We start from the raw sequence: 25507 nt of genomic DNA, 5'->3' as shown, positions 1-25507 counted from the left end.
ACGAGTATGATAAAAAGAATTAGAGACTCTGCATCCGGGCTGAGCGCCCGGCCATCGCTGGGAGGTAATCATGCGACTTCTGAAGACCGCGCTCGTCGCGGGCGCCCTTGCCGTGCTGTCCGTCACGACCATCGCTGCATATGCTCAGGACACCAAGATAGGTTTTATCGTCAAACAGCCCGAGGAACCGTGGTTCCAGGACGAATGGAAGTTCGCCGACCAGGCCGCCAAGGAGAAGGGTTTTACCCTGGTCAAGATCGGCGCCGAGGACGGTGAGAAGCTGATGTCGGCGATCGACAATCTCGGCGCGCAGGGCGCGCAAGGCTTCATCGTCTGCACACCTGATGTGAAACTCGGCCCCGGCATCGTCGCCAAGGCCGCCGCAAACAATCTCAAGCTGATGACCGTTGACGACCGTCTGGTCGGCGCAGACGGCAAGGCGCTGGAAGACGTGCCGCATATGGGCATTTCGGCGACCAAGATCGGCGAGGCCGTCGGCCAGGCGATCGTCGACGAAATGAAGGCGCGCGGCTGGAAGGCCGACGAGGTTGGCGCCATCCGCGTCTCCTATGATCAGTTGCCGACCGCCGTCGACCGGGTCGAAGGCGCCATCTCGGTGCTCAAGGCCAACGGCTTCAAGGCCGAGAACATCTTCGACGCGCCTCAGGCCAAGACCGACACCGAGGCTGCACTGAATGCGGCGACGGTGGTGCTCAACGCCCATGCCGACATCAAGAAGTGGGTCTCCTTCGGCCTCAACGACGAAGCCGTGCTCGGCGCCGTGCGCGCTTCCGAAAGCGTCGGCATCCCGGCCGAAAACGTGATCGGCGTCGGCATCGGCGGTGCGGATTCGGCGATCAACGAGTTCAAGAAGCCGACCGCCACCGGCTTCGTCGGCACGGTGATCATCTCGCCGAAGCGTCACGGCTACGAGACTGCGCTCAACATGTATGACTGGGTCGCCAACAACAAGGAACCCGAGAAGCTCATCCTGACCGCCGGTGCGCTGGCCAAGCGCGACGACTACCAGACGGTCCGCAAGGGTCTCGGCATCGAATAATCCTCCCTGTACAAACAGGCGGCGGCTCACAGTCGCCGCCTGTTTGGCATGGCAAAAGGATAGGCGCCCATGTCCTTTCTCGACTTTTCGCGCATCACCAAGACCTATCCGGGCGTCAAGGCGCTGTCGGACGTCTCGTTCGGCGTCGACAAGGGCGCCGTGCACGGCCTGATGGGCGAGAACGGCGCCGGCAAATCCACGCTGATCAAGATCCTGTCGGGCGACCAGCATGCCGATGACGGCGCAATCAGCATCGACGGCGAGGTCCAGGCCTATTCATCGACGAGGGATGCCTTCGACAATGGCGTCATCGTCATCCACCAGGAACTGCAGCTGGTTCCCGAGCTCACTGTTGCCGAAAACCTCAGCCTCGGCCGCTTCCCCGCCAACGCCGGCATCATCGCCCGTGCCAGGATGCTGGACGATGTTGGCGCCAAGCTGAAATCAGCCGGCATCGACATCGATATCAGCCGCAAGGTCAAGACGCTGTCGATCGGCGAGCGCCAGATGGTCGAGATCGCCAAGGCGATCATGCTCGACGCGCGCGTCATCGCTCTGGACGAGCCGACCTCGTCATTGTCGTCGCGCGAAAGCGAAATCCTGTTTGCGCTGATCGACCGCCTGCGCGGCGAGGGCAAGGTCATCATCTATGTCTCGCACCGGCTGGACGAAGTGTTCCGCCTCTGCGACAGCCTGACCGTGCTGCGCGACGGCAAGCTCGCGGCGCACCATGCGTCGCTGAAAAACGTCACACGCGACCAGGTCGTCGCCGAAATGGTCGGCCGCGAAATCTCCGATATCTGGGGGTTTCGCCCACGCCCGGCCGGCGATGTCCGGCTGAAGGTCGACGCTGTTTCCGGAGTAAAACTGACGACGCCTGCCAGCTTCGAGGCAAGGGCCGGCGAGATCGTCGGCTTCTTCGGCCTGATCGGCGCGGGGCGCTCGGAACTGATGCGGCTGGTCTTCGGCGCCGACCGGCGCTCAGGCGGCACCATCAGCGTCGACGGCAAGGTCGTTCATGCCACCGATCCCCATGACGCGATCCGCGCCGGCATCGTTTTGTGCTCGGAAGACCGCAAGCATGACGGCATCATCCAGGGCCGCTCGATCGAGGAGAACATCAACATCTCGTCGCGGCGTCATCACACGCGCTTCGGGATCCTGAACCGCGCCAGCGAGATCGCCACCGCCGAGACCTTCATCAAGAAGCTCAAGGTGCGCACGCCGTCGCGCAAGCAGGACATCATCAACCTCTCCGGTGGCAACCAGCAGAAGGTCATTCTCGGCCGCTGGCTGTCGGAGCAGGGCGTGCGCGTGCTTATCGTCGACGAGCCGACACGCGGTATCGATGTTGGCGCCAAAGCGGAAATCTACGAGTTGCTCTACCAGCTTGCCGAAGACGGCATGGCGATCGTCGTCGTCTCGTCCGAACTGCCGGAAGTGATGGGCATTTGCGACCGCATCCTGGTGATGTGCGGCGGGCGCATCAGCGCCGAACTCGCGCGCGACCAGTTCGCCGAAAAAGCGATCCTGGCCGCCGCTCTTCCCGATCAGAAAACCCCCGACGCGATCGCATCCTGAGGATCTTTGCCATGACCGATCAGTTGAAGAAGATCCTGCTCGGCGAACAGGGCCTCGTCGTGATCTTCATCGTCGCCTTCGCGCTGGTGTCGCTGCTGGTGCCGAATTTTCTGACCGACCGCAACATGCTCGGCCTGCTGCAATCGGTGGTCACCGTCGGCATCGTCGCCTGCACGATGATGTTCTGCCTCGCCGCGCGCGACTTCGACCTCTCGGTCGGTTCGATCGTTGCTTTCGCCGGCATGGTCGCGGTAATGGCGTCGAACTATGCCGGTTCGATCCTGCTCGGGCTTCTCGCGGCAATCGCCTGCGGCGCCTTGGTCGGCTTCATCAATGGCGTCGTCATCGCCAAATTCCGCATCAACGCGCTGATCACGACGCTTGCCACCATGCAGATCGTGCGCGGCCTTGCGCTGATCGCATCCGATGGCCGCGCCGTCGGCATCAACAGCCCGGATTTCTACCAGCTGGCGCTATCCAAGCTGTTCGGCATTCCGACGCCGGTCTGGGTCCTGGCCGTGCTGTTTTGCATCTTCGGTTTTGTCCTCAATCGTACCGTCTTCGGCAAGAACACGCTGGCCATCGGCGGCAACCCGGAGGCCTCGCGCCTGGCGGGCGTCAATGTCGACTGGACGCGCATCTGGATCTTTGCTCTGCAAGGCGTGATCTGTGGCATCGCCGGCATCCTTTTGGCCTCGCGCATCACGTCGGGCCAGCCCAATGCGGCGGTCGGGCTTGAACTCTCGGTCATCTCGGCCTGCGTGCTCGGCGGCGTCTCGCTTGCCGGCGGCCGCGCCACCATGTCGGGCGTCATCGTCGGCGTGCTGATCATGGGCATCGCCGAAAACGCCATGAACCTGCTCAACATCCCGGCGTTCTACCAATACATTGTGCGCGGCGTGATCCTGCTGCTTGCCGTTTTGCTCGACAATCTGCGTTCGTCGGCACTGGGCCGGCGCTGACCATCTTCCAGTGGAGTGACAGCCATGGCTGAGCGCCTGTCCGGCAAACGCATCTTCCTCACCGGAGCCGCGCAAGGCATTGGGCTTGCCATCGCTGAAGCTTGCCTCGCCGAAGGGGCAAGGCTGTTCCTGGTCGATCGCGACGGCGCGCTGCTGGACAAAACGGTCGCCGGCCTTGCCGCACCGCAGGGCCATGTCGGACATACCGCAGCCGACATCAGCGACGGGGCCGCGATTGCCGCTGCCGTCAGCCGGGCGACCGACGCGATCGGGCCGATCAACGCGCTAATCAACAATGCCGGGATGAATGTGTTCTCGACGCCGCTCGAGGCGACCGAGGAGGAGTGGAATCGCAATTTCGATGTCAACGTCAAAGGCGCCTGGAACTGCGCCAAGGCGGTGCTGCCGGCAATGATCGCAAATGGCGGTGGCGCGATCCTCAACATCGCCTCGACGCACAGCTTCACCATCATCCCTCATACCTTCCCCTATCCCGTGGCCAAGCACGCGCTGCTTGGGCTGACCAAGTCGCTGGCGCTGGAATATGCCGGGCAGGGCGTGCGCGTGAACGCGCTGGCGCCCGGTTATGTCGAGACGCAGAAGGCGACCGACTATTGGAACAGTTTTGCCGATCCGGTTGCGGCGCGCGCCAAGACGCTGGCGCTGCATCCCGGCGGCCGCATCGCCTCGGCGCGCGAGATCGCGCTGGCCGCTGTGTTCATGATTTCTGAGGAGTGCCCGTTCATGAACGCGGCGACCCTCGTCGTCGATGGCGGGCTCAGCCAGCTACAGCATCCCGCCTGAACGCTGGAGAGGCTCTATTTCTACGGCATCGACCGCCGGCCTAATGGAGCAAGCAGTCGCGATCAGAACCGCTCGCGATAGGCGCGCGGATTGGTGCCCAGCACGCGCAGAAAGCCGCGCCGCATGGTTTCTTCCGAGCCGAAACCGCAGCGGCGGGCTGTCTGGTTGACGGGCTGGCCCCGCTCCAGCATCCGCCGCGCCGCCTCGATCCGGATCTCCTCGATCGCGCGGGCAGGTGTCCGGCCGGTGGCCTCGCGATAGCGCCGCGAGAAGCTGCGCGGGCTCATATTGGCGTGGTCGGCCAACTGCGTGAGCGACAGGTCACCGGCCAGATTTTCGAGGATCCAGCCATGCAGCCGGTCGAAGCGCCCGTCGCCTTGCTGCAGCTTGAGGGTCTGGCTGAATTGCGCCTGGCCACCGGGACGTTTCAGGAAGACCACCAACTCGCGCGCCACGCCGAGCGCCGTGTGCCGGCCAAGGTCGGCCTCGACGAGGGAGAGGGCGAGATCGATCCCCGCCGTTACGCCGGCGGATGTCCAGACATTGCCGTCGCGGATGAAGATCGGATCGGGTTCGAGCCGGACCGCGGGAAAGCGCCGGGCGAACTCCGCGCAGCGTCCCCAATGGGTCACCGCGCGGCGGCCGTCGAGCAGGCCAGCCGTCGCCAGCAGCATGGCGCCGCTGCAGACGGAAGCGGTTCGGGTGGCATCGCGCGAGCGACCGGCGATCCACTGGACCAGCACGGGATCGTCGCAGGCCGCGTTGACGCCCCATCCTCCGGGGACAAGCAGCGTGTCGATCTTACCTCCGTGGGTTGGCAGCACTGCTGCCTCCAGCACGAGACCGGCCGATGTCCGGATGCGCGGTGAGGCGGCGACGACCACGACCTCGTAAGGAGCCGGTTCGCCGGCCTGCCTTTTGAAATCATTGGCGCTGGCAAAGACCTGCAGCGGTCCGCTGACGTCGAGGAGCTGGATGTCGGGATAGGCAAGTACTTCGATACGGCGCATTGGTTTGGCCCGAAGCGAGGGATGAATGGCAATCGTGCCAAACCATGATGCCGTAGATTGCCGGAAGTCAACCCACGGAGATTTCCATGCCCCTTCGTTTCGGCATCCTCGTATTCCCCGACGTCCAACAACTCGACCTCACCGGCCCATACGAAGTCCTGGCATCGGCCAAGGATGCCGAGGTGGAACTGATCTGGAAGGATCGCAACCCGGTGACGTCATCGACGCGCCTCTCGCTGACGCCAACCGCGACCTTTGACGATTGCCGGCCCCTCGACGTGCTGTGCATTCCTGGCGGGGGCGGGGTCAACGCGCTGCTGGAGGACCAGACAGTCCTCGATTTCGTGTGGGAGCGCGCGGGGCAGGTGCGCTACATCACCTCCGTTTGCAGCGGTGCCCTGGTGCTTGGGGCGGCCGGACTGCTGAGGGGCAAGCGCGCGACCACGCACTGGTATGCGCATGATTTCGTTGAGGAGTTCGGAGCGATCCCGGTCGACGAGCGTATCGTCGAAGACGGCAAGCTCATCACCGCCGGCGGCGTCACTTCGGGGATCGACTTCGGCCTGGCGCTGGTTGCGAGGCTGCTTGGACAGGAGGAGGCCGAGATCGTGCAGCTCTCGCTCGAATACGCCCCGGCTCCTCCCTTTCGGTCCGGCACGCCCGCCGAGGCGTCGCCTGCGGTGCTGGCGCAGGCAAAAAAGCGCCTCTCTGGTTCGAGGCGGGTTCGCGAGGCAATCTTCGCTCGCTGGCGCGAGGCTCGCGCCGCCGCTGCGCCGGCGCGCATCCACGGCTGAAGCAGCAAGGCCGAAGGTGCATCCCCTGGCCCTTCGGCCTCGCTGCGTTTCCACTGTTGACAGGTCCCTTCGTCTGTGCAGAAATTGGTTGGACCATTGAACCACTTCGGTAATAGCCCCGGTGACCGAATTCAGCCTTCCGCCGATCCAGACGACGGCCCGCGACGACGCGGTGCTGAAGGCGTTGGCCGGCTTCGTCATGCGCGAGAAGCTGGAACCCGGTGAGAGGCTGCCGACCGAACGCATCCTCGCTGAGCGTCTGAAGGTCAGCCGCAACACGGTGCGCGAGGCGCTGACGCGCTGGGAAGGACTTGGCCTGGTCGAGCGCCGGCAGGGCTCGGGCACCTATCTCAAGGCCGCCGTCTCGCTCGACATGCTGCACATGCCGCTGACGCTTGCCGGCGGCAATGATTTCACCGGCCTGATGCGCACGCTGGAAATCCGCCGCGCGCTGGAAGCGGAAGCCGCCGCCCTTTGCGCCATTCGTGCCGACAAGGACGACCTCGCCGAGATCAAGCGCAAGCTCGACATCATGGAGGAAGAGTTTCTCAGCCGCGCCGGCATGTCGTCGGAAGAGGACTGGGAATTCCATCAGGCGATCTACCGCGCCTGCGGCAATCCGCTGTTCGAGCAGATTATCGCCGCCATGCACGAACTGTTCCACCGCTTTTGGGAACATCCGCTCGGCGTGCGCGATTTCGGCCACGCAAGCTTTCCCTACCACCGCACCATGTTCGACTGCATCGCCGCGCACGATCCGGAAGGCGCCCGGGCCGAAGCGCTGAAGCTGATCGCCACGGTCGAGGACGATTTGAAGCGCGGCGCCGCCAACCTCAAACTTTCGGTCCGCACATGAACGAGCACAGCTTCGACCCAAGCATTTCCGGCAGCGACTATCTCGCGGAGGCGGCGACGCTTCTGGCGCATGACGACCCGTTCCCCGGCAATGCGGTGGTGCCGCCGATCTACCAGACCTCGCTGTTCACCTTCGCCAGCTATGCCGACATGGCCGACACCTTTGCCGGGCGCAGGAAACAGCCGATCTATTCGCGCGGCGACAATCCGACGGTGATGGAATTCGAGTCGCGCGTCGCAGCGCTTGAAGGTGCTGAAGCAGCACGTGGTTTTTCGAGCGGCATGGCTGCGATCAGCGCGACGTTGCTGGCTTTCGTCGGCGCAGGCGAACGCATCCTTGCGGTGCGCAATTGCTATGGCGACGCCTACCGACTGTTCGAGCGGCTGTTTCCGCGCCTGCATATCAAGGTCGACTATGTCGACGGCTCCGATCCGGATGCGGTGGCCGCGGCACTTCCCGGTGCGAAACTGCTCTACCTGGAAAGCCCGACCTCGATGATGTTCGAGCTGCAGGATCTCGAACATCTGACGCGGCTGGCGAAAGAGCAGGGCATCGTCACCACAATCGACAATTCCTGGGCGACGCCGGTGTTCCAGAAGCCGATCCTGCACGGCGTCGATCTGGTGCTGCACTCGGCCTCGAAATATCTCGGCGGCCACAGCGATACCGTCGCCGGTGTGGTGGCGGGCTCGGCCGCCCATATCAAGCACATCAACGACCAGACCTATTCGCAGCTCGGCGCAAAGCTGTCGCCCTTCGAGGGCTGGCTGCTGTTGCGCGGCCTGCGCACGCTGCCGCTGAGACTGCCGCATCACATGAAGAGCGGGCTCATCATCGCCGAGCGCTTGAAGGCGCATGACAAGGTCGAGCGGGTCAATCATCCCGCCTATTCCAACCATCCCGGCAAGAAGACGCTTGCCGGCTATGCCGGGCTGTTCTCTTTCGAGGTGACGGAGGATGTCGACATTCCCGCTTTCGTCGATGCGCTGAAATTTTTCCGCATCGGCGTCAGCTGGGGCGGTCATGAAAGCCTGGTCGTGCCGGCAAAGGCCTCGCTCGAGCAGACACCGGGTCTCAATTCGATGGCGCGCTTCGGCGTCAGCCCCCGAACTATCCGCTTCAATGTCGGATTGGAAAGCGTCGAAGACCTCTGGGCCGACATCGGCCAGGCCTTCGACAAAGCAAAAAAATGACTGGGTTCAAAATGGGAGTTCTGAACATGAAACGACTGAGCATCATGCTTGCCACCGCTGCCGGCCTGGCGATGTCCGCCAGCGGCGCATTGGCCGACACCACCCTCAAGCTGGTCGAGGTCATCACCAGCCCGCAGCGCACCGAATTCCTGAAGAAGCAGATCGCCGAGTTCGAGGCCGCCAATGCCGGCGTCAAGGTCGAGGTGGTCTCGCTGCCCTGGGGCCAGGCGTTCGAGAAATTCCTGAACATGGTGCAGGCCGGCGATACGCCCGACATCGTCGAGATGCCGGAGCGCTGGATGGGCCTCTACGCCACCAACGGCCAGCTCGAGGATCTCGGTCCCTACATGGCCAAATGGGATGATGCCAAAACGCTCGGCGACCGCGCCAAGCAGTTCGGCTCGACCGTCAACAACACCCAGTTCATGATCCCGTACGGCTACTATGTGAATGCGCTGTTCTGGAACAAGAAGCTGTTCAAGGAAGCCGGTCTCGACGGTCCGCCGGCGACGCTCGACGACTTCATCGCCGACTCCAAGAAGATCTCGGCCATTCCAGGCAAGTACGGCTATTGCTTGCGCGGTGGGCCGGGCGCCTTCAACGGCATGCACATGTTCATGAACATCGCCGCCGGCAAGGGCGGCTACTTCAACGAGGACGGCACCTCGACCATCAACGAGGAGGGCTCGGTCAAGGGCCTGCAGATGCTGGCCGACATGTACAAGGACGGGCTGGCGCCCAAGGATGCGGTGAGCTGGGGCTTTAACGAGACCGTCACCGGCTTCTATTCCGGCACCTGCGCCATGCTCAACCAGGATCCGGATGCGCTGATCGGCATTGCCGACAAGATGAGTGCCGACGATTTTGCCGTGGCGCCGCTGCCTGTGGGGCCAAGCGGCAAATCCTATCCGACGCTGGGCTATGCCGGCTGGGCGATGTTCGCCAATTCGCAGCACAAGGACGATGCTTGGAAGCTGATGGCGACGCTGTTGTCGCCCAAGGACAATCTCGAATGGGCCAAGGAAGTCGGCGTCGTGCCGATCCACAATGGCGCCGACCAGGATGCCCACTTCAAGACCGAGCAGTTCAAAGGCTGGTTCACCGAACTCAGCGACACTTCCAAATATGAAATGGTGACGCCGCCGACACATCTGGAGAACCTCGGCAATTTCGTCGACCAGGTGGCGATCAAGAATTTCCAGGAAGTGCTGCTCGGCCAGAAGTCGGCCAAGGACGTTGCCGATCAATGGGCCGCGTTCCTGACCAAGGAACAGCAGGACTGGCTGGCCAAGAACAAGAAGTAGTTCTTCCACCTTCTCCCCGTTTACGGGGAGAAGGTGGCCCGAATGCATGTCGCCCAAAAGTGCGTAGCGGTTTTGGGACAACGACATGCATAGACAGGCCCGGATGAGGGGCAGCGCGAGCACCCCAAGGCTGGCGCCGCCCCTCATCTGCCTGCCCGTCCTCCGCAGCAGCTGCGCTGCAGCTACGGAGGGTGGACCGGCATCTTTCTCGTGAGCGGGTAGGACGCTTGTCGCCAATCCCGGCGCTCCTCCAGGAGACGATTTAGCACCCAATGACCTACGCCGTGTCCGAAATACGATCCGCCGGCCGGCCGCGAAAGAAGCGGCTGACGCATGCAGCAATCGAGCCCTGGCTTTATCTTTCGCCGGCGATCGTTCTGCTGGTCGTGGTGCTGCTGGTGCCGCTGATCATCGGCATCAGCTATTCGTTCCGGAAGTTCTCCGCCTTCAAATCCGAATATGTCGGTCTAGGCCAGTATCAGGCGATGCTGACCGACCAGGTGCTGGGGCAGGCGCTGGTCAACACGCTGTGGTGGACCGTCGCCAGCCTGTTCTTCCAGTTCTTCCTCGGCCTGGGTCTGGCGTTGCTGCTCGACAAACCGTTTGTCGGGCGCAAGTTCGTGCAGGCGGTGGTGTTCCTGCCCTGGGCGGTGCCATCTTTCCTGTCGGGCCTGACCTGGGCGTGGCTGTTCAATCCGATCATCGGACCACTGCCGCATTGGCTCTTCACGCTCGGGCTGAAGGCCGAGCCGACCAATGTGCTGTCCGATCCGGCCACCGCCATGTGGGGGCCGATCATCGCCAACATCTGGTTCGGCATTCCGTTCTTCGCCATCACTCTGCTGGCGGCGCTGAAGTCGATCCCGTCGGAACTGCATGAGGCGGCCGCAATCGACGGCGCTTCGCCCTGGCAGCGCTTCACCAAGGTGACGCTGCCGTTCCTGGCGCCGACCATCGTCATCACCGTCATGCTGCGTACGATCTGGATCGCCACCTTCGCCGATCTGATCTTTGTCATGACCGAGGGCGGGCCGGCAGGCTCGACCAGCACGGTGCCGGTCTACATCTATGTCAGTGCCTTCAAGTCGCTGGACAAGGGCTATGCCTCCGCGGTGGCGGTGCTGCTACTGGTACTGCTCATCGCCTATGCGATCGCGCTGATCGCCATCCGCCGGTTGCTGGTGAGGCACGTCTGATGATTGCCGGACGCTCTACCTCCTCGCGCATCTTCAGCGGCGTCGGCCTCTACGCGGCGATTGCCGCCTATATGATCTTCGCCCTGTTCCCGATCTTCTGGACGCTGAAGATTTCGGTGACGCCGGAGCGGCTGCTCTATTCCGAGGGCATCACGCTGTGGCCGTCGCAGACGACCTTCCGCAACTTCATCACTGTCCTGGAAGCCTCTGATTTCCCCCGCTATTTCCTCAACAGCGTCATCGTCTCGGTGTCGACCGCGGCGCTCGTCACGGTCATCGCCACCCTCGCCGGCTACGCCATGTCGCGCTTCACCTTTCGCGGCAAGGCGACACTGGCGATCATGCTTTTGCTGACGCAAACCTTCCCGCTGGTGATGGTCATTCCGCCGATCTACCGCGTCATGGGCGAGCTTGGCCTGACCAACAGCCTGGTCGGTCTGATCATCATCTACACGGCCTTCAACACCGCCTTCGCCACCTTCCTGATGCAGTCCTTCTTCGACGGCATTCCGAAGGATCTGGAGGAAGCGGCGATGATCGACGGCTGCACGCGGGCGCAGGCGATGCGCAAGGTGATCGTGCCGCTGACCTTGCCCGGCATGGGCGCCACGCTTGGCTTCGTCTTCACCGCCGCCTGGAGCGAATTGCTGTTCGCGCTGATGCTCATTTCCAGCGACGACCAGAAGACGTTTGCCGTCGGCCTGCTCACCTATATCGGCAAGTTCGCCGTCGACTGGGGGCAGATGATGGCGGCGTCGATCCTGGCGCTGATCCCGGTCTGCATCTTCTTCGCCTTCCTGCAACGCTATCTCGTCACCGGCCTCACCGCCGGCGCGGTCAAAGGATAATCGATGGCTTCCGTCACGCTGCAAAACGTCGAGAAGGACTACGGTTCGCTGCGCATCCTGCACGGCGTCGACCTCGAAATCGCCGATGGCGAGTTCGTCGTGCTGGTCGGCCCGTCCGGCTGCGGCAAGTCGACCCTTTTGCGCATGATTGCCGGGCTGGAGGAAGTGTCGGGCGGCGAGATCCATATCGGCGATCGGCTGGTCAACGATGTCGCGCCGAAGGACCGCGATATTGCCATGGTGTTCCAGTCCTACGCGCTCTATCCGCACATGGACGTGTCGTCGAACATGGGCTTCAGCCTGCTTTTAAAGAAGGCGGAGAAGACGACGATCGACGGCAGGGTAGGGGCGGCGGCCAAGCGCCTCGGCCTCGACAGTTTCCTCGGACGTCTGCCCAGGCAACTGTCCGGCGGCCAGCGCCAGCGCGTCGCCATGGGCCGCGCCATCGTGCGCGATCCCAAAGTGTTCCTGTTCGACGAACCGCTCAGCAATCTCGACGCCAAATTGCGCGTCCATATGCGCGCCGAGATCAAGGCGCTGCACCAGCAGCTCAAGACCACATCGGTCTATGTCACCCACGACCAGATCGAAGCCATGACTATGGCCGACCGCATCGTCGTCATGCATGACGGTTACGTCCAGCAGGTCGGCCATCCGCTCGAACTCTACGATCGGCCGATCAACACTTTTGTGGCCGGCTTCATCGGCTCGCCCGGCATGAATTTCTTTCCAGCGACAGTCGCCAAGGGCGGCAAGGTGGATGCGGTGCTGGCCGACGGCCAGAAGCTCAGATTGCCTGATGGCTTGCCATCGAAGGATGGCGATGTGCTCACCGTCGGGCTACGGCCGGAGCACATCCAGCTTGCCGACGATGGTCCGCTCAAGGCAGAAGTCGAGGTGGTCGAGCCGCTCGGCCTGTCGACGCAGTTCTATGTCCGGCTCGCCAACCAGCTGGTTTGTGTCTTCGTCATGGGACGCAGCACTATCCGACCGCGCGATACGGTGCGGCTGTCTGCCGATCCGGCGGCGCTGCATCTATTCGATCCCGCAAGCGGCAACCGCATCGGGTAATCCTATCGAAGGCTGCCCAGGCTGGCATACATGCCGGTGGTACGGAACTGCGTCGGGTTGATGCCGTAGAGCCGGCGGAAGACTTTCGAGAAATAGTTGGCGTCCTCGAAGCCGCACAGGATGGCGACCTCCTTGACCGGCAGGAAATCGGCTTTGGTTAGCAGCTTCGCCGCCCGCTGCAGCCGCTGCTGCAGCACGAACTCGGCCGGCGGAACGCCTTCGCTCTCGGCGAAGCAGCGCGAGAAATGGGCGCGGCTGAGGCCGCTGATCTGGACGAGCTCGGCCACGGGCAAGGGCTTGTCGAGATTGGCGTTGATATGATCGATGACCGGCTGCATGACGCTCTGTTTCTCAGTGAAGGCGTGCGAGCCGAAGACATCGTCGTAAAGCGCCATCGCCGCCTCATAGGCGATTGCCGAAGCAGCGCCAGGCGAAGCGCCGCCCTTGATCAGGCGCAGGCTGCAATCGGCGAGATGATCGATCGTCTCCGGCTGCAGCCGAAACACCGGGCCGGAGACGCTGAGTATGGATTTGTGGACGCGCAGCGCCTCCTCGCCATTCATCGAGATCCAGAAATATTCCCAGCGGTCGCCCTTCTCCAGCCAGTAGCGATGGTTGTGTGGCACCAGCACCAGCAGCGTGTCGTTGGCCTGCAGGCGGTAGTTGCGGTTCTCGTAGCGCAGCTGGCCGGTGCCGCTGATCGTGTGCTGCAGCACGGTGAACGGTGTCTGGCCGCGCTTGCGCCCATCCCAGTCATAGGTCACGCCCTCGCGTACTTCATAGCCGGTGCTGGTCGGCATGGCATGCAGGCGCTGGCGGCCGCGCGGCAGCGAGATGGTGCGCATCAACTGTCCGTTGGCGATCAGATCATGCAGCACAAAATTACCCTCGAAAGCATAATCGTTCTCTGGCCGCGCCCTGGAATAACGGCATAATCCAAATCCTGAGAACGCGAAAGACCCGCGGTCGAGGAGCGGGCGGGGAGGAGAACGAGCCGGAATTCCGGCTCGAATGGCATGCGCGCCAAGGCGGGCCGCCATTCCCTTTCCTGTTGCTCCTTACCCGGCATTCGAATGGATCGAGGTGAAGGTGATGAGTTTCAAAATCGCTATTATCGGCGCGGGCAGCGTCGGCTTCACCAAGAAGCTGTTCACCGACATTTTGTGCATCCCGGAATTCAGCGACATCGAATTCGCGCTGACCGATCTCAGCGAACACAATCTGCAAATGATCAAGGCGATCCTCGACCGCATCGTCGAGGCCAACAAGCTGCCGACCAGGGTGACGGCGACGACCGACCGCCGCAAGGCGCTGGAAGGCGCGCGCTACGTCATCAGCTGCGTCCGGGTGGGCGGGCTCGAAGCCTATGCCGACGATATCCGCATTCCCTTGAAATACGGCATCGACCAGTGCGTCGGTGACACGATTTGCGCCGGGGGCATCCTCTACGGCCAGCGCAACATCCCGGTCATCCTCGACTTCTGCAAGGACATATTGGAGGTCGCCGAGCCAGGCGCCAAATTCCTCAACTATGCCAACCCGATGGCGATGAACACCTGGGCGGCGATCGAATATGGCAAGGTCGATACGGTCGGCCTCTGCCACGGTGTCCAGCACGGCGCCGAACAGATCGCCGAAGTGCTCGGCGCCAAGTCGCACAGCGAACTCGATTATGTCTGCTCCGGTATCAACCACCAGACCTGGTTCATCGATTTGCGGCTCAACGGCCGCAAGATCGGCAAGGACGAACTGGTGGCTGCCTTCGAGGCGCATCCGGTCTATTCGCAGCAGGAAAAGCTGCGCATCGACGTGCTGAAGCGCTTCGGCGTCTACTCCACCGAAAGCAACGGTCATCTCTCCGAATATCTGCCCTGGTATCGCAAGCGGCCGGACGAAATCACCCGCTGGATCGACATGTCCGATTGGATCCATGGCGAGACCGGCGGCTATCTTCGCTACTCCACGGAAACCCGCAACTGGTTCGAGACGGAATATCCGCAATTCCTCGAAGCGGCGTCGAAGCCGCTCGACGTATCGAAGCGCTCGAACGAGCATGCCAGCCATATTCTCGAAGCGCTGGAGACGAACCGTGTCTATCGCGGCCACTTCAACGTCAAGAACACCGGCATCATCACCAATCTGCCGCAGGACGCGATCATCGAATCGCCCGGTTTCGTCGATCGCTTCGGCATCAACATGGCGTCAGGCATCACGCTGCCGGAAGCCTGCGCGGCCACCTGCATGGCTTCGATCAACGTTCAGCGCATGTCGGTGCATGCGGCTGTTACGGGCGACATTGACCTGCTCAAGCTCGCGGTGCTGCACGATCCGCTGGTGGGTGCGGTGTCGACGCCGGAAGAGGTCTGGCAGATGGTCGACGAGATGGTCGTCGCCCAGGCGCGTTGGCTGCCGCAATACGCCGATGCCGTGCCGGCCGCCAAGGAGCGGCTTTCGAAATCGATGGTGAAAACCCGCGACTGGGCGGGTGCGGCGCGGCGCAAAGTGCGCTCGATCGAGGAACTGCGCGCCGAAAAAACGGCCCTGAAACAGGCCGGCTGAGAATGCTGGCAGGCGGACAGCGGGAGGCCGGTTCGCCAATCAGCCGTCATGAATAGATGCGGGCAGCAGCAGACGTCGAAACATCTGGGAGGAACACAATGAGGAACTTTCGTGGAATTGGCATTCTCGCCGGGCGAAGAATTGGCATTCTCGCCGGGCGAAGAATTGGCATTCTCGCCGGGCGAAGAATTGGCATTCTCGCCGGGCTGGCGCTGAGCGTCTCGGCATCGGCGCTTGGCAGTGCATACGCGTCCGAGCCGACCACGCCGCCGGCGCCGGCGGCGTTTCCCGCCGAGGGCAAGATCAAATACGTCGCCCGCGATTCCATCCTGGAGTTCAAGGCGCTGCCCGAATATCACGAGCCCGAGTGGGTCACCGAGAAATACGTCAAGACTGGCAAGCTGCCGCCGGTCAAGGATCGCCTGCCGAAGGAGCCGCTGGTGTTCAAGACCGGCAACATGCCGGACGGCATCGGCGTTTATGGCGACACCATGCGCCACGTCATTGGCGGCCGGCCGGAAGGCTGGAATTATGGCGCCGGCCAGACCCAAGGATGGGGCGGCATCGACATCGGCCTTTCGGAATGCCTGACGCGCACCGCGCCTTTGTTCCAGGTCGAGGCCAAGGACACCGAGCCGCTGCCCAACCTCGCCAGGAGCTGGGACTGGTCGAAGGATGGCCACACGCTGACCATGCACCTGGTCGAAGGCGCCAAATGGTCTGACGGCGTTGCCTTCAATGCCGACGATGTCATGTTCTACTGGGACGATGAGGTCGTCGACCCCAATGTCTCGCCGTTGAACGGCGCCACAGCGGAAACCTTCGGTGTCGGCACGACGCTGAAGAAGGTCGACGATTACACCGTCGAGTGGACCTTCAAGGACGCTTTCCCCAAACAGTATCTCTACGCCATGGCCTATGGCACCTTCTGCCCCGGCCCAGCGCATATCCTCAAGCCGCAGCATCCGAAGTACTCGAAGAATACCTACGAGCAGTTCAAGAACGCGTTCCCGCCGGAATATATGAACATTCCGGTGATGGGCGCCTGGGTGCCGGTGGAGTATAGGCCTGACGACATCATCGTCTTGCGCCGCAATCCCTACTACTGGAAGGTCGACGAGAAGGGCAACCAGCTGCCCTATCTCAACGAACTGCACTACAAGCTGTCGACCTGGGCCGACCGCGACGTGCAGGCGGTGGCAGGGGCCGCCGACTTCTCCAACCTCGAGCAGCCGGAGAATTTCGTCGCTTCGCTGAAGCGAGCGGCGGACAAGGACGCGCCGGCCCGGCTCGCCTTTGGCCCGCGCCTGATCGGCTACAATCTGCGCATGAACTTTTCCGCCAATGGCTGGGGCAATCCCGACGAACGCGGCCAGGCGATCCGCGAGCTCAATCGCAATGAGGACTTCCGCAAGGGCATCACCATGGCGCTCGACCGCAAGGCGCTCGGCGACTCGCTGGTCAAGGGGCCGTTCACCGCCATCTACCCCGGTGGCTTTTCCTCGGGCACCAGCTTCTATGACCGCAACTCGACCGTCTACTATCCCTTCGACATCGAGGGCGCCAAGGCGGAACTGGCCAAGGCTGGTCTCAAGGATACGGATGGCGACGGCTTCGTGAACTTCCCGGCCGGGACCGCCGGCGGCAAGAATGTCGAGATCGTGATGCTGGTCAACAATGACTACGGCACTGACAAGAGCCTCGCCGAAGGCGTCGTCGGCCAGATGGAAAAGCTTGGCATCAGGGTCGTGCTCAACGGCCTCAACGGCACCCAGCGTGATGCCTCGCAATATTCCGGCCGCTTCGACTGGCTGATCAGGCGCAACGAGCAGGAGCTGACTTCCGTCGTGCAGAATACCGTGCAACTCGCGCCCGTCGGACCCAAGACCAGCTGGGATCACCGCGCGCCCGAAAGCGGCGTGGTCGACCTGATGCCGTTCGAAAAGGAGCTTGTCGACATCGTCAACAAGTTCGTCTCCTCGTCAGACAATGACGAGCGCGCCAGCCTGATGAAGACGTTCCAGAAGATCTCGACGGAGCATGTCTACAATATCGGACTGACCGAATATCCCGGCGCCCTGATCATCAACAAGCGCTTCTCCAACATCCCGCAGGGAACGCCGATCTTCATGTTCAACTGGGCCGAGGATTCGATCGTGCGCGAACGCGTCTTCGTCGCCGCCGACAAGCAGCAAAAATACGAACTCTTTCCCGACCAGCTTCCCGGCAAGCCCGGCGACAAGGGTCCGACGAACTGAGTTTCCTCCCCTGGCTGACGCCCGGCCGCGCTGCGCGCGCGGCCGGGACGGAGTAAGGTCAGCGGCAACAGATTAGATCAAAGGAGGAGAAACGGTCCGATGCTGCGATTCCTGGCCATGCGCATAGCATCGGCGGTCCCGGTCATGGTCATCCTGAGCCTGGTCACCTTTGCCATCATCCAGGCGCCGCCGGGCGACTATGCCGACTATATCCGCTCGCAGCTTATCAACCAGGGCGGGGCGTCTTTTGCCGAAGCCGACGCGCAGGCGCAGGCCTATAGGGTCGAGCACGGCCTCGATAAACCGCTGCCCGTCCAGTACCTGAACTGGGTCGCCGGCATCATCACCCGCGGCGATTTCGGCTACAGCCTCTATTACAACAAGCCGGTCGCCGCCGTGGTCGGCGAGCGGCTGCCGCGCACGCTGCTGCTGGCACTGGTCTGCCATCTGCTGGCGTCGGTGCTCGGCATCACCTTCGGCATCTGGGCGGCGACCAGGCAATACACATGGATCGACTCGGCGCTGTCGGCCATCTCCTTCCTCGGCATGACCGTGCCGCGCTTCCTGATGGCGCTGATCATCGTCTATCTCCTGGTCTTCCAGTTCAACGTGTCGGAGATCGGCAGCTTCTTCTCGCCGCAATATGGCGGCGCGCCGTGGTCGTGGGCGAAATTCGCCGATCTCGTCAAGCATGTCTGGCCGGTGGTGGCGATCGCCACCTTCGGCGGGCTCGCCTACAATATGCGCGTCATGCGCGGCAATCTGCTCGATACGCTGAACGCGCAATATGTCGAGACGGCCAAGGCCAAGGGCCTGACCGGCAGCGCCGTCGTCATGCGCCATGCCGTGCCCAACGCACTGCACCCGCTCATCATGTATCAGGGCGTGGTGCTGCCCTACATGCTGACCGGCGAGATCGAGACGGGCATCATCTTTGCGCTGCCCACGGTCGGGCCCGCCATCGTCGGCTCGATGGCGGTCGGCGACGTTTATGTCACGGCGACCTTCATGATGGTGCTGTCGGCAACGCTGATCGTCGGCAACATCATCGCCGACATGCTGCTCGCGCTGCTCGATCCGCGCGTACGCCAGTTCAGGGAGAGCTAGATGCTGGCGCGTGACCCATCCCCGCCGCCGCCCCCGGCTGAAGCAACCGCGATTGCGACCCCACGCGGCAATGAGAGCTATATGGCGCTGGTCTGGCGCCGGCTGAGGCGCTCCTGGACCGGCATGGCCGGGCTGATCCTGGTCGTGCTTCTGGTGCTGATGGCGCTGTTTGCCGATTTCTTCGCGCCGATGGACCCCAAGGCGACCGATGTCGCTTTCGCCCCGCCGCAAGTGATGAGTTTTCACGACAGAGACGGGAATTTCGTGCTCCAGCCGCGGGTCTATGCGCTGGCGGATTCTGCAGACCTCGACCCGGTCACCTTCCAGCCGGTCGTCGGGCCGGATTACGAGCATCCGCGCCTGCTCGGCTTCTTCGTCAAGGGCGCCGACTACCGGCTGCTTGGCCTGATCCCCGCCAACCGGCATTTCTTCGCTTCGGCCGACGGCCAGCCGGTGCATTTTCTCGGCACCGACAAATTCGGCCGCGATGTGTTGTCGCGCGCCATCCAGGGCTCGCGCGTCTCGCTGATGATCGCGCTGACGGTGGTGTTCATCATCACCGTCATCGGCACCACGGTCGGCATGGTCTCGGGCTATTTCGGCGGCCGCTTCGACGTCTGGATGCAGCGCTTTGTCGAGTTGGTGCTCGCTTTCCCGCAATTGCCGCTTTATCTTGCGCTGACGACGCTGATCCCGGTGACCGCGCCGACCAACGTCTTCCTCGCCTTTGTCATCATCGTCATGTCGGCGCTGGGCTGGGCGCAGATGTCGCGCGAGGTGCGCGGCAAGACGCTGGCGCTGGCGCGGATCGACTATGTGCGCGCCGCCATGGCGGTCGGCGCCACCGACATGCGCATCATCATGCAACACATTTTCCCCAATGTGATGAGCCACGTCATCGTCGCCGTGACGATCGCCATCCCGACGGTGGTACTGCTCGAAGCCTTTCTCGGCTTCCTCGGCTTCGCGGTGAAGCCGCCGCTGATCTCGTGGGGGCTGATGCTGCAGGACACGGCTACCTATTCGGTCATCGGCACCTATCCGTGGATCCTGTCGCCGGTCGGCTTCGTGCTGATCACCGTCTTTGCCTTCAACGCGCTGGGCGACGGCCTGCGCGATGCCGTCGATCCCTATTGAGGTGGCCGGGATGACTGTAGCGCTCGCAGCCACCTTCGCACCAGCCGTCCGGTTCGACCATGCCGGCCGCCACGACCAACCCATCATCGATGCCCGCAACATCGAGGTCGCCTTCAAGGTCGAGCACGGCGTCGTCGACGCGGTGAAGGATGTCTCGTTCCAGCTCTATCGCGGGGAGACGATCGCCATCGTCGGCGAGTCCGGTTCCGGCAAGTCGGTGACGGCGCGCGCTGTCATGGGGCTCTTGTCAAAGCGGGCCACCGTGTCGCCGAAATCCACCATCCACTATTGCGGGCAGGACATACTGAAATTCCCCGAGAGCGCCCGGCGCAAGTTGCGCGGCAATCGCATCTCGATGATCTTCCAGGAGCCGATGAGCTCGCTCAACCCGATCTATACGGTCGGCAGTCAGATCGTCGAGGCGATCAGAGTGCATCGAAAGGTCAGCCGCAAGCAAGCCTGGGCGCGGGCGCTCGAGCTTTTGCGGCATGTCCAGATCCCCGAGCCGGAAGCGCGCATCAAACAGTATCCGCACCAGATGTCGGGCGGGCAGCGCCAGCGCGTGATGATCGCCATGGCGCTCGCCAACGACCCCGATGTGCTGATCGCCGACGAGCCAACGACAGCGCTCGACGTCACGGTGCAAGCACAGATCCTCAATTTGATCCGCAATCTGCAAAAAGAACTCAGGATGGCGGTCATCCTGATCACCCACGACCTCACCGTGGTGCGGAAATTCTCGGACTATGTCTATGTCATGCAGCATGGCGAGATGTGCGAGCACAACGTTACCGAGCGGCTGTTCGCCGACCCGCAGCATGCCTATACCAAGCGGCTGCTCGCTTCAGAGCCGCACGGCAAGCCGCAGCCGCTGCCGGAAAACAGCGGCACCATCCTCGAGGCCCGCAATATGCGCGTCTGCTTCATGCTGCGCCATGGCAGCTTCCTGAAGCCGGACTGGCGCGAGCTGGTCGCCGTCGACGATCTCGGCCTGAAGCTTTGCCGCCACGAGACACTGGGGCTGGTCGGCGAATCCGGCTCCGGCAAGACCACCTTCGGTCTCGCCTTGCTCAGACTCACCGAGGCCAAGCGCGGCGAGGTCAGCTTCGACGGCCAGCCGATCCACGGCCTGTCGCGCGCCGAGATGCGGCCGCTGCGCTCGCGCATGCAGGTCGTTTTTCAGGATCCGTTCTCGTCGCTCAACCCGCGTATGACGATCGGCCAGATCATCGAGGAAGGGCTGGTCGTCAACAGGATCGGCGCGACACGGCGCGAGCGGATCGATCGGGTTCGCGACGCCCTGGTCAGCGCCGGCATGCCCGGCGATATCCTGTCGCGGTTCCCGCACGAATTTTCCGGCGGCCAGCGGCAGCGCATCGCCATTGCCCGAGCCATCGCGCTGGAGCCCGAATTCATCCTGCTCGATGAACCGACATCGGCGCTCGACCTTTCGGTGCAGGCGCAGATCATCGACTTGTTGCGCAAGCTGCAGGACGAACGCGGCCTTAGCTATCTCTTCATTTCGCACGACCTCAAGGTGGTGCGCGCGCTCTGCCATCGCGTCATCGTCATGCAGAACGGCAAGATCGTCGAACAGGGACCCGTCGACGAGGTCCTCACCCATCCCAAGACCGCCTACACCGAACGGCTCGTCAGGGCCGCCTTCGACGTGGCGTAGCAAAGTGCCGGAGGCTTAATAGTGGCAAGACATCCCAGGATCACCTTCATTGGCGCGGGTTCGACCGTGTTCATGAAGAACATTGTCGGCGACGTGCTGCAGCGGCCATCGCTGTCAGGCGCGACGATCGCGCTGATGGACATCAATCCGCAGCGGCTGGAAGAGAGCGCCATAGTCGTCAACAAGCTGATCGCGACGCTGGGCGTGAAGGCGAAGGCCGAGACCTATTCCGACCAACGCAAGGCGCTCGCCGGTGCCGACTTCGTCGTCGTCGCCTTCCAGATCGGCGGCTTTGAGCCCTGCACCGTCACCGATTTCGAGGTGCCGAAGAAATACGGCCTGCGCCAGACCATTGCCGACACGCTCGGCGTCGGGGGCATCATGCGCGGCCTCCGGACCGTGCCGCATCTGTGGAAGATCTGCGAGGACATGCTGGCCGTCTGCCCCGACGCGATCATGCTGCAATATGTCAACCCGATGGCGATCAACACCTGGGCGATCTCAGAGAAATACCCTGAGATCAAACAGGTAGGCCTCTGCCACTCGGTGCAGGGCACGGCGATGGAACTGGCGCACGATCTCGACATTCCCTACGACGAGATACGCTACCGCTCGGCCGGCATCAACCACATGGCCTTCTACCTGAAGTTCGAGCACCGGCAGCCGGATGGCTCTTACCGCAACCTCTATCCGGACCTGGTCCGCGCCTATCGCGAAGGCAGGGCGCCGAAGCCGGGCTGGAACCCGCGCTGCCCCAACAAGGTGCGCTACGAGATGCTGACGCGGCTCGGCTATTTCGTCACCGAAAGCTCCGAGCATTTCGCCGAATACACGCCCTATTTCATCAAGGAAGGCCGCCCCGACCTGATCGACAAGTTCGGCATTCCGCTCGACGAATATCCCAAGCGCTGCATCGAACAGATCGAGCGCTGGAAGGGCCAGGCCGAGGCCTATCGCTCGGCCGACCGCATCGAGGTCGAGCAATCGAAGGAATACGCGTCCTCGATCATGAACTCGGTGTGGACCGGGGAGCCTTCGGTGATCTACGGCAATGTCCGCAACAATGGCTGCATCACCTCGCTGCCGGACAATTGCGCCGCCGAGGTGCCGTGTCTGGTGGACGCCTCCGGCATCCAGCCGACCTATATTGGCGAGCTGCCGCCGCAACTCACCGCGTTGATACGCACCAACATCAATGTGCAGGAACTGACGGTGCAGGCGTTGATGACCGAAAACCGCGAGCACATCTACCACGCGGCGATGATGGACCCGCATACGGCGGCCGAACTCGATCTCGACCAGATCTGGGCGCTGGTCGATGAGTTGCTGGCGACACATGGCGACTGGCTGCCGACCTGGGCGCGTGGGAGCGCCAAGGTCCGGGCCGCCTGAGCGCTGCTGCGGCGGTATCTACTCCACCGTCAGGCCTCCGGTGGCGCCGGCAACCGGTGGCGCAGTTCCTCGACCAGCACGCGCTCGTTCTCCGAATAGTCGATCGGAACGACGACGAGATGGACGCCACCGCCGGCAAAAGCCTGTTCAAGCGTCGATTGTATTTCTGAGACGGCGCCGACCCTGGTTCCCTTGGCGCCATAGGCCTCGGCATAGCGGACGAAATCGGGATTGCCGAAGGTCATGCCGAAATCGGGGAACTGGTCGACCGCCTGCTTCCAGCGGATCATGCCGAAAGCATTGTCCTCGATGATCAGCACGACCAAATTGAGCTTCAGCCTGACGGCGGTTTCCAGTTCCTGGCTGTTCATCATGAAGCCGCCATCGCCGCAGATCGCCATGACGCGGCGTGCGGGATAGAGCATCGCGGCCGTCATCGCCGACGGCAGGCCGGCGCCCATCGTGGCCAGGGCGTTGTCGAGCAGCAAAGTGTTGGCGACGCGCGTGCGGTAATTGCGCGCGAACCAGATCTTGTACATGCCGTTGTCGAGCGCCAGGATGCCATCGGCCGGCATCACAGCGCGCACATCGTGCACCAAGCGCTGCGGCGTGAAACGGTCTTCGGTGGCGCGGGTGGCAATGCGGCTCAAAATCCCTTCGCGCAGCGGCAGTAGCGCCTGCGCGTTGGGGATCTTGCCCTCGATCCGGTCGGCAAGCAGCCTGAGCGAAGCGCCGATGTCGCCGATCACTTCGGTCTGCGGGAAATAGACCTGCTCGACATTGGCCGGCTGGTAGCCGACATGGATCACCTTCGGTCCCTTGTCGCCCATAATGAAGGGCGGCTTCTCGATCGTGTCGTGGCCGATGGTGATGATGAGGTCGGCCTGCTCTATCGCCTCATGGACATAGTCGCGCTCGGACAGCGCGGCGGTGCCCATATAGAGCTCGGTTCCGCCAGGCACCGTGCCCTTGCCCATCTGCGTGGTGAAATAGGGAATGCCGGTTCTGATAACGAACTGGGCGAGGTCGGAGGTTGAGCGCGGCCGCGACGCGGCGGCGCCCAGCATCGCCAGCGGACGCTGCGCCTTGATGATCATCTCAGCGGCACGGTCGAGCGCCAGCGGGCTGGCCAGCGGAAGCTCGACCGGATGCGGCGGGATCAGCGCGACATCGTCGCACTCCTCGGCCGCGATGTCTTCGGGCAGTTCCAGATGCACCGGCCCCGGACGCTCCTCCTCGGCAATCCGAAACGCTTCGCGCACCACGGCGGGAATGGTCTTCGCCGAGATGATCTGACGTGACAGCTTGGTCAACGGCTTCATCGCGGCGACGATGTCGACGATCTGGAAGCGGGCCTGGCGCGACGAGCGGATGCCCTTCTGCCCGGTGATCATGATCATCGGCATGGCGCCGAGCAGCGCATAGGCGGCACCCGTCGTCAGGTTCAGGGCGCCGGGTCCCAGCGTGGTGATGCACACACCTGGCTTGCCGGTGAGCCTGCCATGGGTGGCGGCCATGAACGCCGCCGCCTGCTCATGACGGGTGAGGATGAGCTGGATCGAGGATTTGCGGATGGATTCGACGACGTCCAGGTTTTCTTCGCCGGGAATGCCGAAGATGCGATCGACGCCCTCATTCTCGAGGGCGGCAACAAGCAGGTCAGAACCTTTGGGCACGAAGCATCTCCTGGGCAAAGCGGCGGCGAACCGCGTCGGGATATGATCAGACATAGTGCTGGCAAAGTCCTACCGCGAGGCGCGGCCGCCGCCAATATCGCTCTGCCTTACAGATCCTTCCGTTTCCTGAATTGGCCGGGCGAGACGCCGGCGTGGCGCCTGAAGGCGGTGGAGAAGGCGGCTTCCGAGCTGTAGCCGACCGCCTCGGCGACTTGGCCCAGGCTCTTGCCCTCGTGCAGCAGCCGGCTGGCCTGCCGCATGCGGCAGCCGAAGAGATAGGCCATGGGCGCTTCGCCGACGAGATCGCGAAAGCGGGCGGCAAAGGTTGCCCTGGAGAGCCCGACCGCGCGTGCCAGGGTCTCGATCGTCCAGTCGTGGCCATAGGCTTCATGCAGGGTCGCGAGCGCTCTGGCGATCGCGGGGTCCTGCAATCCCCTCAGCCAACCTGGATTGTCCATGCTTTCCAGACCGGAGCGCAAGGCGCGCGTGACGATGGCCCCAGACAGGCGAGCCATTACTACGTCGCTGCCGGGACCTTCGTCGGTCGCTTCCACCAGCAAGGCCTCGACATAGCCACGCAGCCATTTGGGCAGACGGCCATTCGATCCCCGGATGTGAACGATGCGCGGCAGGCCGGCAAGTGCCGGATGGTCGGCGTCGCGAAAGGCGAAGGCGCCGCACAGGATGACGGTCTTTTCGCCTTCGCCGCCGCTGCGAATACGCCCGGCTGCGGTTTGGGTCGCCAGTTCGGCGGCGGGGACGTTCGCGCTTTTGAGCGCGCCGGGCGACCGCAGCACATGCGGATCGGCGCGCGGTGCAATGATCAGGTCGCCGGCATCGAGAGGCTCGACATCTTCCTCACCGAACACCGCCTCGCATCGCCCCTTGATGACGACGTGAATGCCGCGAAGTCCAGCCTGGCTGAACGAGATCGCCCAGGGCGCGGCCAGTTCGAGGCGCCGGTACCCGGCGGCTGCGAAGTGCAATTCGCGCATGAGGGTAGCCAGGAGATCCACGCTTC

Annotated in this window: 21 protein-coding genes; 17 read left to right on the top strand and 4 right to left on the bottom strand. The window is 63.1% G+C overall.

What is annotated here, in order from left to right; all coding sequences use genetic code 11:
• Positions 1 to 70: 70 nt before the first annotated feature.
• The 4 genes from AC3EML_RS25665 (at position 71) to AC3EML_RS25650 (ending at position 4407) form a co-directional block, all read left to right on the top strand.
• Positions 71 to 1060 (top strand): arabinose ABC transporter substrate-binding protein, encoded by a 990-nt coding sequence (locus tag AC3EML_RS25665; RefSeq protein ID WP_023668118.1) that lies wholly within the window; start codon positions 71 to 73, stop codon positions 1058 to 1060.
• A 69-nt stretch (positions 1061 to 1129) separates the two neighbouring features.
• On the top strand, positions 1130 to 2641 hold the full coding sequence (gene araG / locus AC3EML_RS25660; RefSeq protein WP_352521538.1) for an L-arabinose ABC transporter ATP-binding protein AraG: 1512 nt from the start codon (positions 1130 to 1132) through the stop codon (positions 2639 to 2641).
• An 11-nt stretch (positions 2642 to 2652) separates the two neighbouring features.
• Positions 2653 to 3603 (top strand): L-arabinose ABC transporter permease AraH, encoded by a 951-nt coding sequence (araH, locus tag AC3EML_RS25655; protein ID WP_352521539.1) that lies wholly within the window; start codon positions 2653 to 2655, stop codon positions 3601 to 3603.
• Positions 3604 to 3627: 24 nt separating this feature from the next.
• Positions 3628 to 4407: an SDR family oxidoreductase gene (locus AC3EML_RS25650; protein WP_023685301.1), complete on the top strand. Its 780-nt coding sequence runs from the start codon at positions 3628 to 3630 to the stop codon at positions 4405 to 4407.
• 62 nt (positions 4408 to 4469) lie between these two features.
• Here the strand turns inward: AC3EML_RS25650 and AC3EML_RS25645 are convergent, their stop codons facing one another.
• Positions 4470 to 5417 (bottom strand): GlxA family transcriptional regulator, encoded by a 948-nt coding sequence (locus AC3EML_RS25645; protein ID WP_023685300.1) that lies wholly within the window; start codon positions 5415 to 5417, stop codon positions 4470 to 4472.
• A gap of 86 nt (positions 5418 to 5503) precedes the next feature.
• Between AC3EML_RS25645 and AC3EML_RS25640 the strand changes: the two genes are divergently transcribed.
• From AC3EML_RS25640 to AC3EML_RS25610, 7 genes are all read left to right on the top strand, one after another.
• Complete coding sequence (locus AC3EML_RS25640; RefSeq protein ID WP_352521540.1) at positions 5504 to 6211, top strand: DJ-1/PfpI family protein; 708 nt, start codon at positions 5504 to 5506, stop codon at positions 6209 to 6211.
• Positions 6212 to 6332: 121 nt separating this feature from the next.
• Positions 6333 to 7067, top strand: coding sequence for a FadR/GntR family transcriptional regulator (locus tag AC3EML_RS25635; RefSeq protein WP_352521541.1), 735 nt, complete (start codon positions 6333 to 6335; stop codon positions 7065 to 7067).
• Complete coding sequence (locus AC3EML_RS25630; RefSeq protein WP_352521542.1) at positions 7064 to 8260, top strand: PLP-dependent transferase; 1197 nt, start codon at positions 7064 to 7066, stop codon at positions 8258 to 8260. The genes AC3EML_RS25635 and AC3EML_RS25630 overlap by 4 nt, the downstream gene beginning before the upstream one ends.
• A 26-nt stretch (positions 8261 to 8286) precedes the next feature.
• Positions 8287 to 9564, top strand: coding sequence for an ABC transporter substrate-binding protein (locus tag AC3EML_RS25625; RefSeq protein ID WP_023733168.1), 1278 nt, complete (start codon positions 8287 to 8289; stop codon positions 9562 to 9564).
• A gap of 272 nt (positions 9565 to 9836) precedes the next feature.
• The gene (locus AC3EML_RS25620; RefSeq protein WP_023685296.1) at positions 9837 to 10760 is read left to right on the top strand and encodes a carbohydrate ABC transporter permease; all 924 of its coding nucleotides are present in this window, start codon (positions 9837 to 9839) and stop codon (positions 10758 to 10760) included.
• The gene (locus AC3EML_RS25615) at positions 10760 to 11608 is read left to right on the top strand and encodes a carbohydrate ABC transporter permease (protein WP_023691354.1); all 849 of its coding nucleotides are present in this window, start codon (positions 10760 to 10762) and stop codon (positions 11606 to 11608) included. Before AC3EML_RS25620 ends, AC3EML_RS25615 begins: the two co-directional genes overlap by 1 nt.
• Positions 11609 to 11611: 3 nt before the next feature.
• Positions 11612 to 12679, top strand: a complete 1068-nt coding sequence (locus AC3EML_RS25610) for an ABC transporter ATP-binding protein (RefSeq protein WP_023668129.1) — start codon at positions 11612 to 11614, stop codon at positions 12677 to 12679.
• 2 nt (positions 12680 to 12681) lie between these two features.
• Here AC3EML_RS25610 and AC3EML_RS25605 read toward each other — a convergent pair whose 3' ends face one another.
• Positions 12682 to 13524, bottom strand: coding sequence for an AraC family ligand binding domain-containing protein (locus AC3EML_RS25605; protein ID WP_081725414.1), 843 nt, complete (start codon positions 13522 to 13524; stop codon positions 12682 to 12684).
• 247 nt (positions 13525 to 13771) lie between these two features.
• Here AC3EML_RS25605 and melA (AC3EML_RS25600) point away from each other — a divergent pair, with 247 nt between their 5' ends.
• The 6 genes from melA (AC3EML_RS25600) (at position 13772) to melA (AC3EML_RS25575) (ending at position 22810) form a co-directional block, all read left to right on the top strand.
• Entirely contained in the window at positions 13772 to 15238 is a 1467-nt protein-coding gene (gene melA / locus AC3EML_RS25600; protein ID WP_031197811.1) for an alpha-glucosidase/alpha-galactosidase, read from the top strand.
• A 98-nt stretch (positions 15239 to 15336) separates the two neighbouring features.
• Positions 15337 to 17496 (top strand): ABC transporter substrate-binding protein, encoded by a 2160-nt coding sequence (locus AC3EML_RS25595; protein ID WP_488505343.1) that lies wholly within the window; start codon positions 15337 to 15339, stop codon positions 17494 to 17496.
• A 99-nt stretch (positions 17497 to 17595) separates the two neighbouring features.
• Complete coding sequence (locus tag AC3EML_RS25590; protein ID WP_023833956.1) at positions 17596 to 18603, top strand: ABC transporter permease; 1008 nt, start codon at positions 17596 to 17598, stop codon at positions 18601 to 18603.
• Positions 18604 to 19740 carry an ABC transporter permease gene (locus tag AC3EML_RS25585; protein WP_023696252.1) on the top strand — a complete coding sequence of 379 codons (1137 nt, stop codon included), beginning with the start codon at positions 18604 to 18606 and terminating at the stop codon, positions 19738 to 19740. It abuts the gene before it with no gap.
• A 10-nt stretch (positions 19741 to 19750) separates the two neighbouring features.
• The gene (locus tag AC3EML_RS25580) at positions 19751 to 21418 is read left to right on the top strand and encodes an ABC transporter ATP-binding protein (RefSeq protein ID WP_352521543.1); all 1668 of its coding nucleotides are present in this window, start codon (positions 19751 to 19753) and stop codon (positions 21416 to 21418) included.
• Positions 21419 to 21439: 21 nt separating this feature from the next.
• Positions 21440 to 22810, top strand: coding sequence for an alpha-glucosidase/alpha-galactosidase (melA, locus tag AC3EML_RS25575; RefSeq protein ID WP_023702138.1), 1371 nt, complete (start codon positions 21440 to 21442; stop codon positions 22808 to 22810).
• Positions 22811 to 22839: 29 nt separating this feature from the next.
• Here the strand turns inward: melA (AC3EML_RS25575) and AC3EML_RS25570 are convergent, their stop codons facing one another.
• Together AC3EML_RS25570 and AC3EML_RS25565 are read right to left on the bottom strand one after the other, a co-directional pair.
• Positions 22840 to 24486 (bottom strand): acetolactate synthase large subunit, encoded by a 1647-nt coding sequence (locus tag AC3EML_RS25570; RefSeq protein ID WP_023702139.1) that lies wholly within the window; start codon positions 24484 to 24486, stop codon positions 22840 to 22842.
• A gap of 107 nt (positions 24487 to 24593) precedes the next feature.
• Positions 24594 to 25481, bottom strand: coding sequence for an AraC family transcriptional regulator (locus AC3EML_RS25565; protein WP_023691348.1), 888 nt, complete (start codon positions 25479 to 25481; stop codon positions 24594 to 24596).
• Positions 25482 to 25507 lie beyond the last annotated feature (26 nt).

It is taken from the genome of Mesorhizobium sp. P170090 (genome assembly GCF_057786115.1).
This window is presented reverse-complemented; position numbering and strand designations above follow the sequence as displayed.

Bases quoted from the DNA above. Each gene is read 5' to 3' on its own strand.
- AC3EML_RS25645 (WP_023685300.1), bottom strand. From the start codon at position 5,417: ATGCGCCGTATCGAAGTACTTGCCTATCCCGACATCCAGCTCCTCGAC.
- AC3EML_RS25565 (WP_023691348.1), bottom strand. From the start codon at position 25,481: ATGCGCGAATTGCACTTCGCAGCCGCCGGGTACCGGCGCCTCGAACTG.
- AC3EML_RS25620 (WP_023685296.1), top strand. From the start codon at position 9,837: ATGACCTACGCCGTGTCCGAAATACGATCCGCCGGCCGGCCGCGAAAG.
- AC3EML_RS25590 (WP_023833956.1), top strand. From the start codon at position 17,596: ATGCTGCGATTCCTGGCCATGCGCATAGCATCGGCGGTCCCGGTCATG.
- AC3EML_RS25585 (WP_023696252.1), top strand. From the start codon at position 18,604: ATGCTGGCGCGTGACCCATCCCCGCCGCCGCCCCCGGCTGAAGCAACC.
- araH (WP_352521539.1), top strand. From the start codon at position 2,653: ATGACCGATCAGTTGAAGAAGATCCTGCTCGGCGAACAGGGCCTCGTC.
- AC3EML_RS25625 (WP_023733168.1), top strand. From the start codon at position 8,287: ATGAAACGACTGAGCATCATGCTTGCCACCGCTGCCGGCCTGGCGATG.
- AC3EML_RS25650 (WP_023685301.1), top strand. From the start codon at position 3,628: ATGGCTGAGCGCCTGTCCGGCAAACGCATCTTCCTCACCGGAGCCGCG.
- AC3EML_RS25665 (WP_023668118.1), top strand. From the start codon at position 71: ATGCGACTTCTGAAGACCGCGCTCGTCGCGGGCGCCCTTGCCGTGCTG.
- AC3EML_RS25595 (WP_488505343.1), top strand. From the start codon at position 15,337: ATGAGGAACTTTCGTGGAATTGGCATTCTCGCCGGGCGAAGAATTGGC.
- AC3EML_RS25580 (WP_352521543.1), top strand. From the start codon at position 19,751: ATGACTGTAGCGCTCGCAGCCACCTTCGCACCAGCCGTCCGGTTCGAC.
- AC3EML_RS25610 (WP_023668129.1), top strand. From the start codon at position 11,612: ATGGCTTCCGTCACGCTGCAAAACGTCGAGAAGGACTACGGTTCGCTG.
- melA (WP_031197811.1), top strand. From the start codon at position 13,772: ATGAGTTTCAAAATCGCTATTATCGGCGCGGGCAGCGTCGGCTTCACC.
- araG (WP_352521538.1), top strand. From the start codon at position 1,130: ATGTCCTTTCTCGACTTTTCGCGCATCACCAAGACCTATCCGGGCGTC.
- AC3EML_RS25640 (WP_352521540.1), top strand. From the start codon at position 5,504: ATGCCCCTTCGTTTCGGCATCCTCGTATTCCCCGACGTCCAACAACTC.
- AC3EML_RS25615 (WP_023691354.1), top strand. From the start codon at position 10,760: ATGATTGCCGGACGCTCTACCTCCTCGCGCATCTTCAGCGGCGTCGGC.
- AC3EML_RS25630 (WP_352521542.1), top strand. From the start codon at position 7,064: ATGAACGAGCACAGCTTCGACCCAAGCATTTCCGGCAGCGACTATCTC.
- AC3EML_RS25605 (WP_081725414.1), bottom strand. From the start codon at position 13,524: ATGCGCACCATCTCGCTGCCGCGCGGCCGCCAGCGCCTGCATGCCATG.